Source organism: Streptomyces viridochromogenes (assembly GCF_001270495.1).
Taxonomy (GTDB): domain Bacteria; phylum Actinomycetota; class Actinomycetes; order Streptomycetales; family Streptomycetaceae; genus Streptomyces; species Streptomyces viridochromogenes_A.
The window spans coordinates 355,370-368,524 of sequence record NZ_LGUR01000117.1; the positions used below are offsets into that span (position 1 = coordinate 355,370).

Sequence of the window (13,155 nt, forward strand, 5' to 3'; positions counted from 1 at the left end):
CCCGAACACCGGGGACTTACTTCTCGACCTCGGCGGCGAGGTTGGCGAGCAGTGCGTCGTAGATGCGGCCGAGGCCCTTGGGCGCGAAGGTCTTCTCGAAGAAGCCGCCGATGCCGCCGGCGCCCTGCCAGGTCGTGGTGACGACGACGCGGGACTTGCCCTCACCTGCCGGGGTGACCCGCCAGGTGGTGACCATGGAGGAGTTGCGGTCCTTCTCGACGAGCTCGCCGTCGGTGGGCTCGCTGACCTCCAGCAGGCAGTCACGGACGCGCTTGCTGGTGGCCTGGAGCTTCCAGTGGACGAGGGTGCCCTCGCCGTCGCCGCCCTCGCGCACCTCGTACTCGCTGTAGTGCTCGGGCAGGATCTTCTGCCGGGTTCCGCTGTAGTCGGCGAGGGCGTCGAACACCTTCTCCGCGTCCGCCGCGACGACCCGCTCCGTAGTGGCCTCGACCTGCGCCATTGACTTCCTCCAGGACCTGATTTCTCGGGGGTTGGGGCAAGCCAACCACCCCGCCGCCGGAGCACCCAAATCGGGGTACCGATCAGCTCACCGAAGCGATCGCACAGTGATCGGAAACGAAGCCGGGAGATAGGTCGCACGATCAAGGGAACATGTGTTCTATTCTGAGGGCAGTGCTACCGAGGAGGCACCATGCGCTGGGAGAACCTCACCCTGGAGTCCGAACACAGCCGGGCCGACGCCGCGCTGTTCGGCGCGGACGCCGTGGTCACCCGCACCTTCGACACACCCAAAGTCCCCCCAAGGACGTATTAGGTGCCTGTACGCTTGTCGGCATGCCTACCTCCTCCGCGGCGGACGCTCCCGCCACGTTCCGGCGTCGCAAGCGGGCCAGCCTCTACGTCCGCCTGTCGGTAGCTGCCGACGCTGAGAACCTGTCACTTGATGGCATGATCGAGGACATGCGCGACCTCTGTGCGCGCGAGAATCTCGAAGAAGTCGCCTTGCACATCGACGATGGTAAGTCGGGCGGACGGCGCGACCGAGACAAATTCCAGGCTTGGCTCAACGACGCACGTACCGGCGCGTGTGACGTCCTCGTCAACCCCGTTACGGACCGCCTGACCCGTGAGGGCCTGAACGTCGCTGCGACGATCCTGGACATCGTGGAGGGCAAGGACCCAGCGACGGGTGCGCCATCCCACAAGCCGGTCCGCCTGGTCGACTGCAACGGCCTGGACTCCCTCCACGGCGACGCCTTCCGCTTTCGCTTCGTGATCCAGGCGGAGGTAGGCCGGTCCGAGCGCGAGCGCATCCGTCAGCGTTCACGGGACCGCGAGCGACGGTTGAAGCGCGCCGGCCGCTGGGGCGGAGGGACGGCCCCCTTCGGCTACAAGGCCGTTCCCAATCCGGAGAAGGACGAGGAGGGCAACCCGAAGGGCTGGGTCCTGGTCATTGAGCCTGCGGAGGCGAAGGCCGTCCGGGAGGCCGCTGACGCACTCCTGAAGACACCCCCGGACGCGTTCAACAAGGTCGTCCGCCGCATGAACCACAACGGCCCTGCGCCCCGCCGTGCTGACCACTGGTCCAGGGTCACCCTGCGCCGTGTCCTTACCGGGGACGCGATCCTGGGCCGCGTGTCCGAGAACGGACGGCCACTCCGCGACGCAAAGGGCGAGATCGTAGCCCCCTTCCCGCCTGTCCTGACGCTGGCCCAGGTGACCGCCCTGCGCGCCCGCCTGGCCGGTACTGGTGTCCAGGCCAAGCTTGCTGATGGCCGTCCGTCACGCGTCCTGTCCGGACTCCTCACATGCCACTCCTGCCAGGCGGACCTGACTGTCCACCACTCCGTCCGCAGGTACCGCGTAGGCAAGGAGAAGCGGCTAAAGGAGGTACCACAGATCACGTACCGCTGTCCCACGCGAGGCTACGGCGGCACGTGTGAGAAGCCAGTGGCCGTGTCCGCCGAACCAGCGGAACAGCACATCGTTGGCCTCTACTTGGCCACGGTTGGCCACATGCCCAGGTACGAGGAGCGGACGACCGTGTCCGGCCTGGAAGAGATGGCCGCCGTGGAGGAGGAGATCAAGGAGGTACTGGCCGACCTGGCCACGAACGCGGACGCGGACACGTTCGCCCGCCTGCAACAGCTCCAGGCACGTCAAAAGGAGCTGTCCGAGAAGGACTTGACCACGCGGACAGAGCTGGTACCGACTGGTCAGACCCTGGCGGAGTACTGGGCGGGCGCCATGGTTGACGACCGCCGTGACCTCCTGGACGAAGCCTTTGAGGAACTGACGATCCTGCCCGGCAAGCGCGGGATCAAGGGGTTCCAGGAGGACCGCCTGATCCGGCGCTGGGCGGAGGATGACGAGGAGCTGGACGAGGACCAGGAGGCCCTCCTAGACGCGCTGCCGGCGCCCGCGGAGGCCGTGAAGCCTTCGCCTGACGAGGTCCTGGCGGAGCTGGCGCCGTACGTGGAGACGGTGAAGCGGCTGAAGGCGGACGGGGTCGACGTGGACTCGTACCTGGTGATGTAGGGGCCGAGGGGCCGACAGCGGGCGAGTTGTTCTCTTATTTTTGTTCTGTCCCACTAACTAAATAATCTCTACTTCTTCTCGCCTCTTGGGGCTTAGCCCAGAAGCTGGGACAGAACTCCTCCTTTCAGAACAGCGCAGATCAGGGGACCTCCTCTCCGGTCAGGTAGCGAATCGCTCACCCGACCTGAGGAGAGGTCCCCTTGGTCGTCCAAGAGACCCACTGCGCCCACTGCGGCGACCCCCTGACCGGCCGTCAGCGCCGTACGTGCTCGCCACGCTGCCGGAAGGCCGTACAGCGCTCCGCGCCTGCCCTGCGGACGTGCAAGCTGTGTCGCCAGCCCTTCCAGCCGTCCGGCCCTGGCCGACAGTCCATCTGCCCGTACGACGACGCGGACGACTTCTGTCAGGGCCTCCAGGACGACCAGGAGGACGCGGAGGCCGCGCGCCTGGCCGCCCGCGAGGAGGCTGTGTGCGAGGGCCCTGAGTGCTCCTCTCCGCTGCCGTACGCCGGACGTGGGCGCCCGCCCCGGTTCTGCTCCTCCTCATGCCGCACGCGCGCCTACCGGCGGGAGGCTCGATCGTGAACGCAGTCTCCGCAGTCCCCGCGCCACTCCTGGCCGACCGCCAGGCCCGCACGCGCGTCAACCGCCGTCTGGCCGCCCTGGGCGTCCCTGCGAAGGCGTGCAGCCTCTGCTACACCCTGAAGGGCCTGGACGCCTTCCCTGTCCACCAGGGCGGCTTCCGTGGCCGTCTGGCCCGCTGCAAGGAGTGCCACCGCGCCGGCCAGGCCCGCCTTCGCAAGGATCCCGCCTACCGTGCCGCGGAGCGCCAGCAACAGCGTCCGTACGACCGCAAGCGGGCCCTGGAGGACGACCGCAGGGCCTACATGCTGGGTCGCTCGCAGCTTCGCCGTGCGCTGGAGGTCGGTGCCGAGTACGACGGCCACCAGCCGGAGGACCTGGCCCTTCACTGGGATGACGAGGGCTACTACGCGTGCGTGTGCTGCGGTGGCCCATACGAGCACCTGGACCACAACGTCCCCTTGATCAGGGGCGGCTCACACACGCTGGACAACCTCCTGCCACTCTGCCAGGACTGCAACCTGGCCAAGTCCGGTAAGTGCCCGTACCGCTTCTACGCGGAGCGCTTCCCTGCGCTGAAGCCCTACCTGGCGCCTTTCTTCGACGTTCACGAACGCCTGACGGAGGAGGAGCTGGCCGCCCGCGAGGCTGCCGTTAACGACTCAAGCGAGGCGGCTTGACTCGACTCAATTGAGTCGGCTACTTTGGAGGCCCGCCAGGTTGGCGGGGACGAGAGGGGTTAACGATGATCATGCAGTGTGGTGGGTGCTCCGCAGATGTTCGCGTGACGCGGCAACAGTTCAAGGACGAGGACACGGCACCGTGTGACAACTGCCCGGCAGGGGTCGACCTGGCTCACGCCCGTGCCCACAGCAACTAACCGTTAACGACTGACGCTCGGCCCCTGGCCTTCCCGCTGGGGGCCTTCGTCATGCCCCCAAGTTACCGCCCGGTAGGGGACATCCTCACCGGTCAGTAGTAGGGACAGACGAGGTCCTGGAGTGCCGCGCACTCAGCAACGAATGCGACCTGGCGGTCTGAGCGCTAGGACCTCGTCGACAGTCCTCGCCCCTTCGTAGCTCAGTTGGTAGAGCGGCCACCCCTCCACGCCTCACCCAGGCGGGAGGACAGTGGCGACGGTTGATGCGCTGGTTCGAGACCAGCCGAAGGGACTTGCGCGACTCCGGGGCGTCCTCTCCCCCGTTGAGCGCGCTCTGGGGCCCTGTTGCGACGCCTGAGGGCGGGAGACAGGGCCCCATCAACCTCTGCGCGGAGGGTTCGACAGCGAGGGTGGATGGTGAGAGCGCCCGATGCCGCACAGTAGCCGTGGCCGTAGGTGAACCCCTGCGGCGCGACGGCCCCAAGACTTCCCCGCCCTGGGTGTTTGGCCTCCAGGTCGGGGAACGCTGCTCCCTCGCCCCTCGTAGCTGTCGGGTCTGGGTCATGCATGCGGGTAGCGCCCGCAGGCTCGGAAACTCCCCCTGATCAGGGGACGGAAGAGCGGTGCCGGTCGTCTAACGGCCTAGGACTCCTCCCCTTCCGGGAGGTAATGCAGGTTCGAATCCTGTCCGGCACACTCCGCCCCGCAGGCCCTAAGCCTGCGCTCCCGCCCTGGCGGGTGACTGGTCCGTTGGGCGCGGACAGGGTAGGGGCGGACGCGCCCGACAGGTTGAAGCGCTGGCGACGGCGCGAGGGGTTCAAATCCCGACTACCCGCAACGCTTTGCAGGCTTCTGACCTGCGTTAACGACACTTTCCCGCTGCCCTGGAGGCCACCGTGACGAAGGCGTGGCTCGCGTGGCTGGCCGCGTTCGTGGCCCTGGAGGCCAAGGCCCTGGCCGACAAGCGCAAGGGCGACACGCTCAGCGAGCACGCCTGGCGCTGGTTCGGCATCAAGGCCCAGTCGCCCATGCCGTCCGGCTGGGTACGCTTCCGGCGCTTCAGCCTCCTCGCCGGCCTGGTGTGGCTCACGCTCCACTTTCTGACGGGCGGCTGGGTGTAGCGCTGGCGACGGACGCGCCCTTGCCGGGACGGACGATCTGGAGGGCCAGGTAGGGCACGAAGGCCACTACGTCACGGCCTTGGCTGCCCTTGCGGCCCACGAACTCCACACCGTGGTCCGTGTACCGCATGGAGCGGGCCTCCACGGTCTGAGTGCTGCCATCCGTGAACGTCACTTCGAACTCAGTCATGGCTCCAAGCCTACTCAATGGGGGTGGCTGCCGTGGCCCATCGCGCATTGTCCGTATGCCCGACGCCTGGGTGTCCCACGCTGACGCCTGGTGGCCGCTGCGACGCGTGCAAGGCGAACGCAAGACGTTCACGACGCTCGCCCACCCAGGCTGGCTACGATGCTCAATGGAAGCGCACACGACGCGCGTACCTCATGGCCCATCCGCTGTGTGAGTGCGAGGACTGTGCATCCATCCCTTCGCCGCTGCGATCAGCTGCCACGGAGGTTGACCACATCGACGGCCTGGGCCCACTCGGTCCACGTGGTCACGACTGGTCCAACCTCAGGGCGATGACGAAGCGCTGTCACTCACGCTCGACTGCACGCAACCAGCCTGGAGGCTGGAACGACCGCGCTTGATCACTCAGCGCTGAGTCACCGAGCGTGACGGGGGCCGGGGGGTGACCCCTAACGATCATGGACCTCCAGAACGCGGGGGAGGGCTCTGGCCCCTGCGCCCGGTTCAGACACCTGATGTGACCCCCGATACACGCACGCATCGTGACTGCCCGAAGGGGGTGATCACCCATGCCCAGAGGTGGAGCACGCGCCCGCTCCGGGCCGGCGCCGACCAGCACCGAGCGGAGCCACAAGGCCAAGACCGACACCCAGGGGTGGGTCACTCTCCCTATCGACGGCCGCGACGGCCCGTTGCCCGCCTTCCCGCTGTCCTCCCCGAGCGACCGTGAGTACGAACTCTGGGAACGGCTCTGGGAGACGCCGCAGGCCGTCATGTGGGAACAGCTGAACCAGGAGTTTGAGGTGGCGTCCTACGTGCGCCTCCTGGTCCGCGCTGAGAAGCCCGGATCGTCCGCCATCATCTGGGGCCAGGCAAAGCAATTCGCGGAGTCGCTGGGCCTCTCCGTGTCCGGCATGCAGCGAAACCGCTGGACGATCGCCCCCGTTAACGACGATTCCGACCAGTCGGCGCCCCAGTCCGCTGTCTCCCCTGTCGCCGACCTGGCCGCGCGCCTGAGGGCGGTGTCAGGTGACTGACGGCAAGTGCCTGGTCGTCACGCTGGCGTGGATCGAGCGGCACGCTGTCATCCCTGACGGCTTCGACCAGGGCAAGCCGTTCACGATGCTGCCGTGGCAGCTGAAGGTGGCGAGCAACCTCTACACGGTCAAGGCCACGGCCCAGGTCGGCCAGAAGTCGACCGCGTTCGTGTACCGCCGTGCCCAGGTGATCATGCCCCAGAAGTCGGGCAAGGGCCCCTTCGCTGCCGCTGTCGTCCTGGCCGAAGCCGCGGGTCCGACCGTGTTCGATGGCTTCGCGGAGGGCGGGGAAGCGTACGAGTGCGCCGACTGGGGCTGTCCCTGCGGTTGGTCGTACGTTTACGGCGAGGGCGAGCCTATGGCTGTCCCCCAGCCGACGCCCCTGATTCAGCTTCTGGCGACCTCTGAGGACCAGGTAGCGAACGTCTACCGGCCGCTGAAGGCCATGATCAAGCACGGCCACCTGTCCGCGCTGATGAGCGTGCGCGAGGGGTTCGTCAAGGTCGGCGACGAGGGCCGAATAGACGTGGTCACCTCGTCCGCACAGAGCCGCCTGGGCAACCCCATCACCTTCGCCATCCAGGACGAGACAGGCACGTACACGGCGACGAACAAGATGATCAAAGTCGCTGAGACGATGCGTCGCGGCCTCGCCGGCATGTCCGGCCGGTCCATGGAGACGACGAACGCGTACGACCCGTCCGAGTACTCCACGGCCCAGAAGACGCACGAGTCCAGCGCGGAGGACGTCTACCGCTACTTCCCGCAGGCTCCGCCCACGCTGAGCTACCGGAACAAGCAGGAACGACGCCGCATCCACCGCGCCGTGTACGTCGACTGCCCTCACATCGACCTGGACGCGATCGAGGCCGAAGCGGCGGAGCTACTGGAGTCCGACCCTGGCCAGGCCGAACGATTCTTTGGCAACCGCATCGTCGCAGGTCACGGCGCTTGGCTTGAAGCCGCGCAGTGGTTGTCTCGCGCGAGCGAGCGCGAGAAGCCTGCGCCGTCCCAGTACAAGCTGATGAAGGTCCCGATTGTCCTTGGGTTCGACGGCTCCGACAGCGACGACTGGACAGGCGTCCGCGCTGAGACGATGGATGGCTATCAATTCACGCCGACCTACGGCCCCAGCAAGCGACCCACCGTGTGGGACCCCGCTGAGTGGGGTGGACAGGTCCCCCGCCTGGAGGTCGACGCGGCGGTTGATGAGCTGTTCCGCACGTACGACGTCAAGTTGATGTACTGCGACCCCCCGTACTGGGAGACAGAGGTCGACAACTGGGCGGAGCGCTACGGCGAACGCCGCGTTATCCGCTGGCATACGCGCCGCATCGTCCAGATGCATGCCGCCGCTGAGCGGATCAAGACGGACATCATCAAGCGCGACTCGGGGTTCACGCACGACGGTTGCGAGATCACCGAACGCCACATGTTCAACGCACGCATGGCCGCTCGGCCGAGTGACCGGTACGTCCTGGCGAAGCCGGAACACCGCCGGAAGATCGACCTCGCCGTTGTGAGCGTGCTCACCCATGAAGCCGCGTGCGATGCCATCGCCGCAGGCCTGTTGAAGAAGAAGCCGCTGTACATGTCGGCGTGAAAGGAGTGTGGGCGTTGGCTACCCGTGAACAGGCTCTTACGCTGGTCGGCTTGCTGGAGAATGAGCTACTGCGCCGGCGCCCACAGATTCAGCTGACCTCTGACTTCTACCGGGGGAACCAGCCGCTGACCTTCGCCTCCGACCAGTTCCGCAAGTTCCACGGGGACCGGTATCGCAAGTTCGCGGACAACTGGGTCCAGGTCGTCAGTGACTCCCCCGTGGAGCGTCTCACCGTGAACGGCTGCATGCCGTCCGGGGTGACCGAGGCAGACAAGGAGTCGTGGCGCGTCTGGCAGGAGAACGGCCTGGACGCTGACTCCCAGCTGGGCTTCCTGGGGGCCGTGAACGCCTCCCGTTCCTTCGTCCTGGTCTGGGGCAACCCCGACGACGAGGAGACGCCCGAAGTCACCTTCGAGGACGCGTCGCAGGCCATAGTGGCGTACGTGCCAGGCTCACGCCGTAGGCGCCGTGCCGCGCTGAAGCGATGGGACGACGGCGACAGGTCGCACGCAACGCTGTACCTGCCTGACGAGGTCTGGAAGTTCGAACGGCCGATCCTGGCCGCCGGCACCGAGTCACCGCAGATGCGCGCTGTTGACGAGGAGCTGTCGAAGTGGGGCCTCCGGGACACTGGCCTGGAGCCGAACCCCCAGCCCAACCCGATGGGCGTCGTGCCCATGGTGGAACTTCCGAACAGGCCGACGCTGGTGGACGACCCGATCAGCGACGTAACCGGCGTGATCTCCATGCAGAACGCCGTCAATCTCCTGTGGGCCCAGCTGTTCACGGCGGCTGACTACGCGTCGTTCCCCCAGCGCATCGTCCTGGGCGCGGAGGTCCCTGAAATCCCGATCCTGGACGAGAACGGCCAGATAGTCGGGTCGCGCCCCGTGGACCTGGAGCGCTTCGCTGTCGACCGCGTCATGTTCTTTACGGGCGATGACGTCAAGGTCACGGAGTGGACGGCTGCCAACCTGGAGGCGTACACGAAGGTGATCGAGGTCGCCGTAGGCCACATTGCCGCGCAAACGAGGACACCGCAGCACTACTTGGTTGGCAAGATGGCCAACCTGAGTGGGGATGCACTCCTAGCCGCTGAGACCGGTCTGGTGAAGCGTGTCGAGGAGAAGCAAATCTGGTTCGGCCAGGCCCTCCGCGAGATGTTCCGTCTCATTGCCCTGGCACAAGGCCAGGACGCGAAGGCGCGAGCGATAGCCAGTGGTCGCGTTCTGTGGGCGGACGCTGAGTCTCGTTCCCAGGCCCAGCTGGCAGATGCACTGACCAAGCTGCGACAGATCGGCTTCCCGTTCGAGTGGCTGGCCCTTCGGTTCGGCTTGACCCCGACGGAGGTTGCTGACCTCCTCCTCATGCGGGACCGCGAACTTCAGGCCGATCCGATAGGCGCAATGACCCAGCTCATGGCGCAGGACCCCGCCCTGGGTTCAGCCGACCCAATTGGGGCGTCTGGTGGTGACGATGGCGTGGAACCCGTGGGCCAGGAGGCACCAACAGCAGCGTGAAGCCCTGGCGGAGACCACGGCTCGCGCAGTCCTAGCCGAGTGGGCGAAGGTCCGGCCTGACGACGTGGCGCGCGACTGGGGGCGACTACTCCCCCGGGTCACTGCGTACGTCCAGGCCGGACAGCTCCACGCGGCAGAGGGCACGCACACCTTCATGAAGGATCTCCTGGGGCCCGACGCCGAAGGCGCCCCGGAGGTCGTCCCCGAGCAATTCGCATCTCAGACGCCCGACGGCCGGAACCTTACGGGGGTCCTGGCACGCGCGATCCCGACGGCCATCAGGTCCCGCTCGGCCGGCCAGTCCCCGCAGACCGCAATGGCGCGGGGCGCTGCCTTCCTGGACATGGTGGTACGGACGATCGTTTCCGACACGGGGCGCCAGGCGGACCAGGCCGCAATGGTCGCTAACCGCAGGGTCGTCGCGTACGTGCGCGTAGTGGAGTTGCCCGCCTGTTCGAGATGCATCATCCTCGCCGGCCGCGAGTATGGCGTGTCGACCGGTTTCCTTCGGCATCCCCGCTGTGACTGCACCATGGAGCCGGTTACCCGCCGCAACAGGCCGATGCCGCTGGACGCTGAAGAGCTGTTCGAGTCGATGACTCCGGCACAGCGGCGGAAGGCGTTCGGTGAAGCGGGCACGAAGGCCATTGAGGACGGCGCTCGTATCTCGTCCGTCGTGAACGCCCGCAAGTCCATGGCGAAGGTCGAGATGTTCGGCCAGACGGTCCAGGTCACGTACGCGGGCACTGGTTCGCGGAAGAAGAAGCGACCGCCACGGCTCATGCCGGAGGAGATCTACCGCCAGGCCGAGTCTCGCGAGCACGCGATTCGCCTTCTCTACAAGAACGGCTACCTGAGGTAGCGCGCAACGCGCCCTCTCCCCCTTCTCTCTGACCCCCGCGCAAGGCGGCTGGGTCCCTTTCCCGACCCCGCAACGGAGGCTTCGCATGCCCGAAAACACCGACGAGACGACCCCCCAGACCGGCACCGAGGAGACCCACACTCCTGGTACCGGAGAGGGCGCCCCCCAGGGGACCGGCCCGACTGGCGACGGTGACGGCACTGCCGGAGGCTCCGACACCCCGGAGGGCACGGACGCCCTGGGCGACGCCGGTAAGAAGGCCCTGGACTCCATGAAGGGCAAATGGCACTCGGAGCGGGACCGGCGCCGTGAGCTGGAGGCAGAGCTGGAGACCCTGAGGGCCCCGAAGCCGTCCGGCGACAACGACCAGCCTGACCCGGAAGCGATCCGGCGTGAGGCTACGCGGGAGGCCACGAAGGCCGCGAACACCCGCATCCTGCGATCGGAGATCAAGGCCGCTGCCGCGGGCAAGCTGGCCGACCCGACCGACGCACTGGCGTACCTGGACCTGTCGTCCTTCGAGGTCGACGAGAACGGCGACGTGGACGCCGACGAGGTCCGGGACGCGATCGACGATCTTTTGACCCGGAAGCCCTACCTGGCCGCAACTGGCCGACCGCGCTTCCAGGGGTCCGGCGACGGTGGCGCTCAGCGCAAGGCGGAGGGACCGTCCCAGCTCACCCGCGAGGACCTGAAGCGGATGGGCCCCGCCGAGATTCACCAGGCCAAGCGTGACGGCCGCCTGAACAAGGTGCTCGGCATCTCCCAGTAACCCCCTTAGACGCTTGGAGCGTTCATGGCTGTTGACACATTCATCCCTGAGGTCTGGGCGGCTGACCTGTTCGTGGCCCTCCGCCACGACACCGTGTTCGGTCAGTCCGGCATCATCAACCGGGACTACGAGGGCGAGATTTCGGCGTCCGGCGACACCGTCCACATCGGTTCGCTGACGCGTCCGACCATCGCCACGTACACGAAGAACTCCACGGCGATCAACCCCCAGACCCTGACCACCACGGACCAGACGCTTCTGGTCGACCAGAGCAAGTACTTTGCCTTCGAGGTCGATGACATCGACCGGCGCCAGGCCCGCGACGGTGGCCAGCTCCTGAACAAGGCCGCGAACGACGCCGCGTTCGGCCTGGCCGACACGGCGGACCTGTTCCTGTCCGCTCTGATGACCGCGAACGCGGGCAACGTCATCACCGCTGGTGACGCTGCGACCGCTGACGCTGCGTACAAGATCGTGCTCGCCCTGAAGGTGAAGCTGGACAAGGCGAAGGTCCCGAGCGCCGGTCGCTTCCTGATCGTCTCGCCGGAGTTCCACGCGCTCCTGCTCCAGGACGCCCGGTTCATCGACGCGTCCCAGTACGGCGACAGCAACGCCATCCGCAACGGTGAGGTTGGCCGGATCCTGGGCTTCAACGTCCTGGTCAGCCTGAACCTTCCGGCTGGCACCGCCGGCACCGCGCCGGAGGTCTCGAACTTCGTCGTGGCCGGTCACGCCATGGCGACCACGTTCGCGGAGCAGATCAACAAGGTCGAGGCGTACCGCCCTGAGGGCAGCTTCGGCGACGCGATCAAGGGCCTTCACCTGTACGGCGCGAAGGTCGTCCGCCCGGAGGCCCTGGCCGTCATGGACGTGGACGTGACTTCGGGTCTGCCCACCTGATCCAGCTGAGTAGTGGGTCCGCTGGCTAGCGCTGGCGGGCCCGCCTCGGTTCCCTTCCCTCTCCCTCTTTCCCACCAGGAGTGCACCCATGGCGGACGTCGCCGTTGAGATCGTGAACAACTCCAAGCAGACCGTTCGTATGACCGTGGACGACGGCGAACAGCTGGACTACCTGAAGAAGCTGGTCCGGCGCGAGGACCTCCAGTCCGTCAAGGTCGTGACTCCGGCCGGTCGCAAGCCCGCCGCGAGCAAGTAAGGGAGTGACGTCCCGTGGCCCTGTCCCCGCTGGCGACGACCGCTGACCTTGCGGCCAGGGGCGTCACTGTCGCGGCTGAAGAGACAGCCTTCGTTAACTCCGCCCTGGCCACTGCCTCCGCTGTGGTGCGCGAAGCGGCTGGGTCCCCGATCAGCGAGACGACCAGCACGGTTGAACTGCCCGGCGAGGCCGCTGCATGGCTGCACTTGCCTGGCCTTCCGGTCCGGTCGGTGTCTGCTGTCCTCCTGGACGGCGTGGCTGTGACGGACTGGAAGCTTCGCGCTGGCGCCCTCTGGCGCGCGTGCGGATGGCAGTCTGGATGCGACCCGTCTGACGTGACGGTGACGTACGTTCACGGTCTGCCGGAAGTCCCGGAGGACATCGTGGACCTGGTGTGCCGCATGGCTGGCCAGGCCCTGGTGAAGTACCGGGAGAACCCTGAGGCGATCGGCACGAAGCCTGTCGTTCAGGAGCGCATCGGCGACTACTCCGTCACCTACGCCTACGAACTCACCTACTCCGACATGGAGTTGCCGAAGTACCTGCGCCGTCGGCTGGCCGCGCGCTTCGGTAACGGTGTTGAGACGGCGAGGACACGTTGAGCCGCGTCTCTCATCTGCTGAACAGGCAGCTTCAGGTGTGGCGGCACGTCCGCACGCCGGACGGCGGGGGTGGCTGGACCCAGGCCTGGACCCAGGTGTCCACCACGCGGGCCAGGATCTCCCAGCCGTCCGCCCGTGAACGCGTCGTCGCCGACGCCTCCCAGGCCCAGCTGACCCACGTCATCTACACGCCCGACGGCGCGGACATCCGACGTGGTGACGAACTGCGCCTGGGCGCCCGGGTCTTTGAGGTCCTGGCCACCTACGAACCCTCCGAGCCTGGCACCTACCTGCGCGTGAACTGCGAGGAGCGCCAGCCAACCTAAGGAGTC

General features: G+C 67.0%; 16 protein-coding genes and 2 tRNA genes. 16 read left to right on the forward strand and 2 right to left on the reverse strand.

Features of this window, described 5'->3' with window-relative positions; genetic code table 11:
- Positions 1 to 16 precede the first annotated feature (16 nt).
- The gene (locus ADK36_RS13620) at positions 17 to 460 is read right to left on the reverse strand and encodes an SRPBCC family protein (RefSeq protein ID WP_048579453.1); all 444 of its coding nucleotides are present in this window, start codon (positions 458 to 460) and stop codon (positions 17 to 19) included.
- Positions 461 to 652: 192 nt separating this feature from the next.
- On the opposite strand from ADK36_RS13620, the gene ADK36_RS50960 reads away from it, so the two are divergent.
- The 7 genes from ADK36_RS50960 to ADK36_RS13640 all read left to right on the forward strand — a co-directional run bounded on the left by ADK36_RS50960 (position 653) and on the right by ADK36_RS13640 (position 5,081).
- Entirely contained in the window at positions 653 to 775 is a 123-nt protein-coding gene (locus ADK36_RS50960; RefSeq protein WP_267887406.1) for a hypothetical protein, read from the forward strand.
- 20 nt (positions 776 to 795) lie between these two features.
- Positions 796 to 2,499 (forward strand): recombinase family protein, encoded by a 1,704-nt coding sequence (locus tag ADK36_RS50965; RefSeq protein WP_053197622.1) that lies wholly within the window; start codon positions 796 to 798, stop codon positions 2,497 to 2,499.
- A gap of 200 nt (positions 2,500 to 2,699) precedes the next feature.
- Positions 2,700 to 3,083, forward strand: a complete 384-nt coding sequence (locus ADK36_RS49465) for a hypothetical protein (protein WP_053197624.1) — start codon at positions 2,700 to 2,702, stop codon at positions 3,081 to 3,083.
- A complete protein-coding gene (locus ADK36_RS13635) occupies positions 3,080 to 3,760 on the forward strand; it encodes an HNH endonuclease (RefSeq protein ID WP_053197626.1) in 681 nt (226 codons plus the stop codon). Before ADK36_RS49465 ends, ADK36_RS13635 begins: the two co-directional genes overlap by 4 nt.
- A gap of 389 nt (positions 3,761 to 4,149) precedes the next feature.
- Positions 4,150 to 4,252, forward strand: a tRNA-OTHER gene (locus tag ADK36_RS48800).
- Between the two features lie 331 nt (positions 4,253 to 4,583).
- Positions 4,584 to 4,656, forward strand: a tRNA-Glu gene (locus ADK36_RS48805).
- Positions 4,657 to 4,856: 200 nt separating this feature from the next.
- Complete coding sequence (locus ADK36_RS13640; RefSeq protein ID WP_078950830.1) at positions 4,857 to 5,081, forward strand: hypothetical protein; 225 nt, start codon at positions 4,857 to 4,859, stop codon at positions 5,079 to 5,081.
- Here the strand turns inward: ADK36_RS13640 and ADK36_RS48810 are convergent.
- On the reverse strand, positions 5,047 to 5,271 hold the full coding sequence (locus tag ADK36_RS48810; RefSeq protein WP_159391140.1) for a hypothetical protein: 225 nt from the start codon (positions 5,269 to 5,271) through the stop codon (positions 5,047 to 5,049). The genes ADK36_RS13640 and ADK36_RS48810 overlap by 35 nt on opposite strands.
- A gap of 569 nt (positions 5,272 to 5,840) precedes the next feature.
- On the opposite strand from ADK36_RS48810, the gene ADK36_RS13645 reads away from it, so the two are divergent.
- From ADK36_RS13645 to ADK36_RS13680, 9 genes are all read left to right on the forward strand, one after another.
- On the forward strand, positions 5,841 to 6,308 hold the full coding sequence (locus tag ADK36_RS13645; RefSeq protein ID WP_199830164.1) for a hypothetical protein: 468 nt from the start codon (positions 5,841 to 5,843) through the stop codon (positions 6,306 to 6,308).
- A complete protein-coding gene (locus ADK36_RS13650; protein ID WP_053197631.1) occupies positions 6,301 to 7,911 on the forward strand; it encodes a hypothetical protein in 1,611 nt (536 codons plus the stop codon). Before ADK36_RS13645 ends, ADK36_RS13650 begins: the two co-directional genes overlap by 8 nt.
- 14 nt (positions 7,912 to 7,925) lie before the next feature.
- Entirely contained in the window at positions 7,926 to 9,431 is a 1,506-nt protein-coding gene (locus ADK36_RS13655) for a phage portal protein (protein ID WP_053197632.1), read from the forward strand.
- Between the two features lie 343 nt (positions 9,432 to 9,774).
- Positions 9,775 to 10,293 (forward strand): hypothetical protein, encoded by a 519-nt coding sequence (locus ADK36_RS49470; protein ID WP_199830165.1) that lies wholly within the window; start codon positions 9,775 to 9,777, stop codon positions 10,291 to 10,293.
- Between the two features lie 85 nt (positions 10,294 to 10,378).
- The gene (locus tag ADK36_RS13665) at positions 10,379 to 11,065 is read left to right on the forward strand and encodes a hypothetical protein (RefSeq protein ID WP_053197635.1); all 687 of its coding nucleotides are present in this window, start codon (positions 10,379 to 10,381) and stop codon (positions 11,063 to 11,065) included.
- Between the two features lie 24 nt (positions 11,066 to 11,089).
- Entirely contained in the window at positions 11,090 to 11,965 is an 876-nt protein-coding gene (locus ADK36_RS13670; protein ID WP_053197637.1) for a P22 phage major capsid protein family protein, read from the forward strand.
- A gap of 88 nt (positions 11,966 to 12,053) precedes the next feature.
- The gene (locus ADK36_RS49475) at positions 12,054 to 12,221 is read left to right on the forward strand and encodes a hypothetical protein (RefSeq protein WP_199830166.1); all 168 of its coding nucleotides are present in this window, start codon (positions 12,054 to 12,056) and stop codon (positions 12,219 to 12,221) included.
- A 14-nt stretch (positions 12,222 to 12,235) separates the two neighbouring features.
- A complete protein-coding gene (locus ADK36_RS13675) occupies positions 12,236 to 12,823 on the forward strand; it encodes a hypothetical protein (RefSeq protein ID WP_053197639.1) in 588 nt (195 codons plus the stop codon).
- Positions 12,820 to 13,149: a phage head closure protein gene (locus tag ADK36_RS13680; protein WP_063784879.1), complete on the forward strand. Its 330-nt coding sequence runs from the start codon at positions 12,820 to 12,822 to the stop codon at positions 13,147 to 13,149. The genes ADK36_RS13675 and ADK36_RS13680 overlap by 4 nt, the downstream gene beginning before the upstream one ends.
- Positions 13,150 to 13,155: the final 6 nt, after the last annotated feature.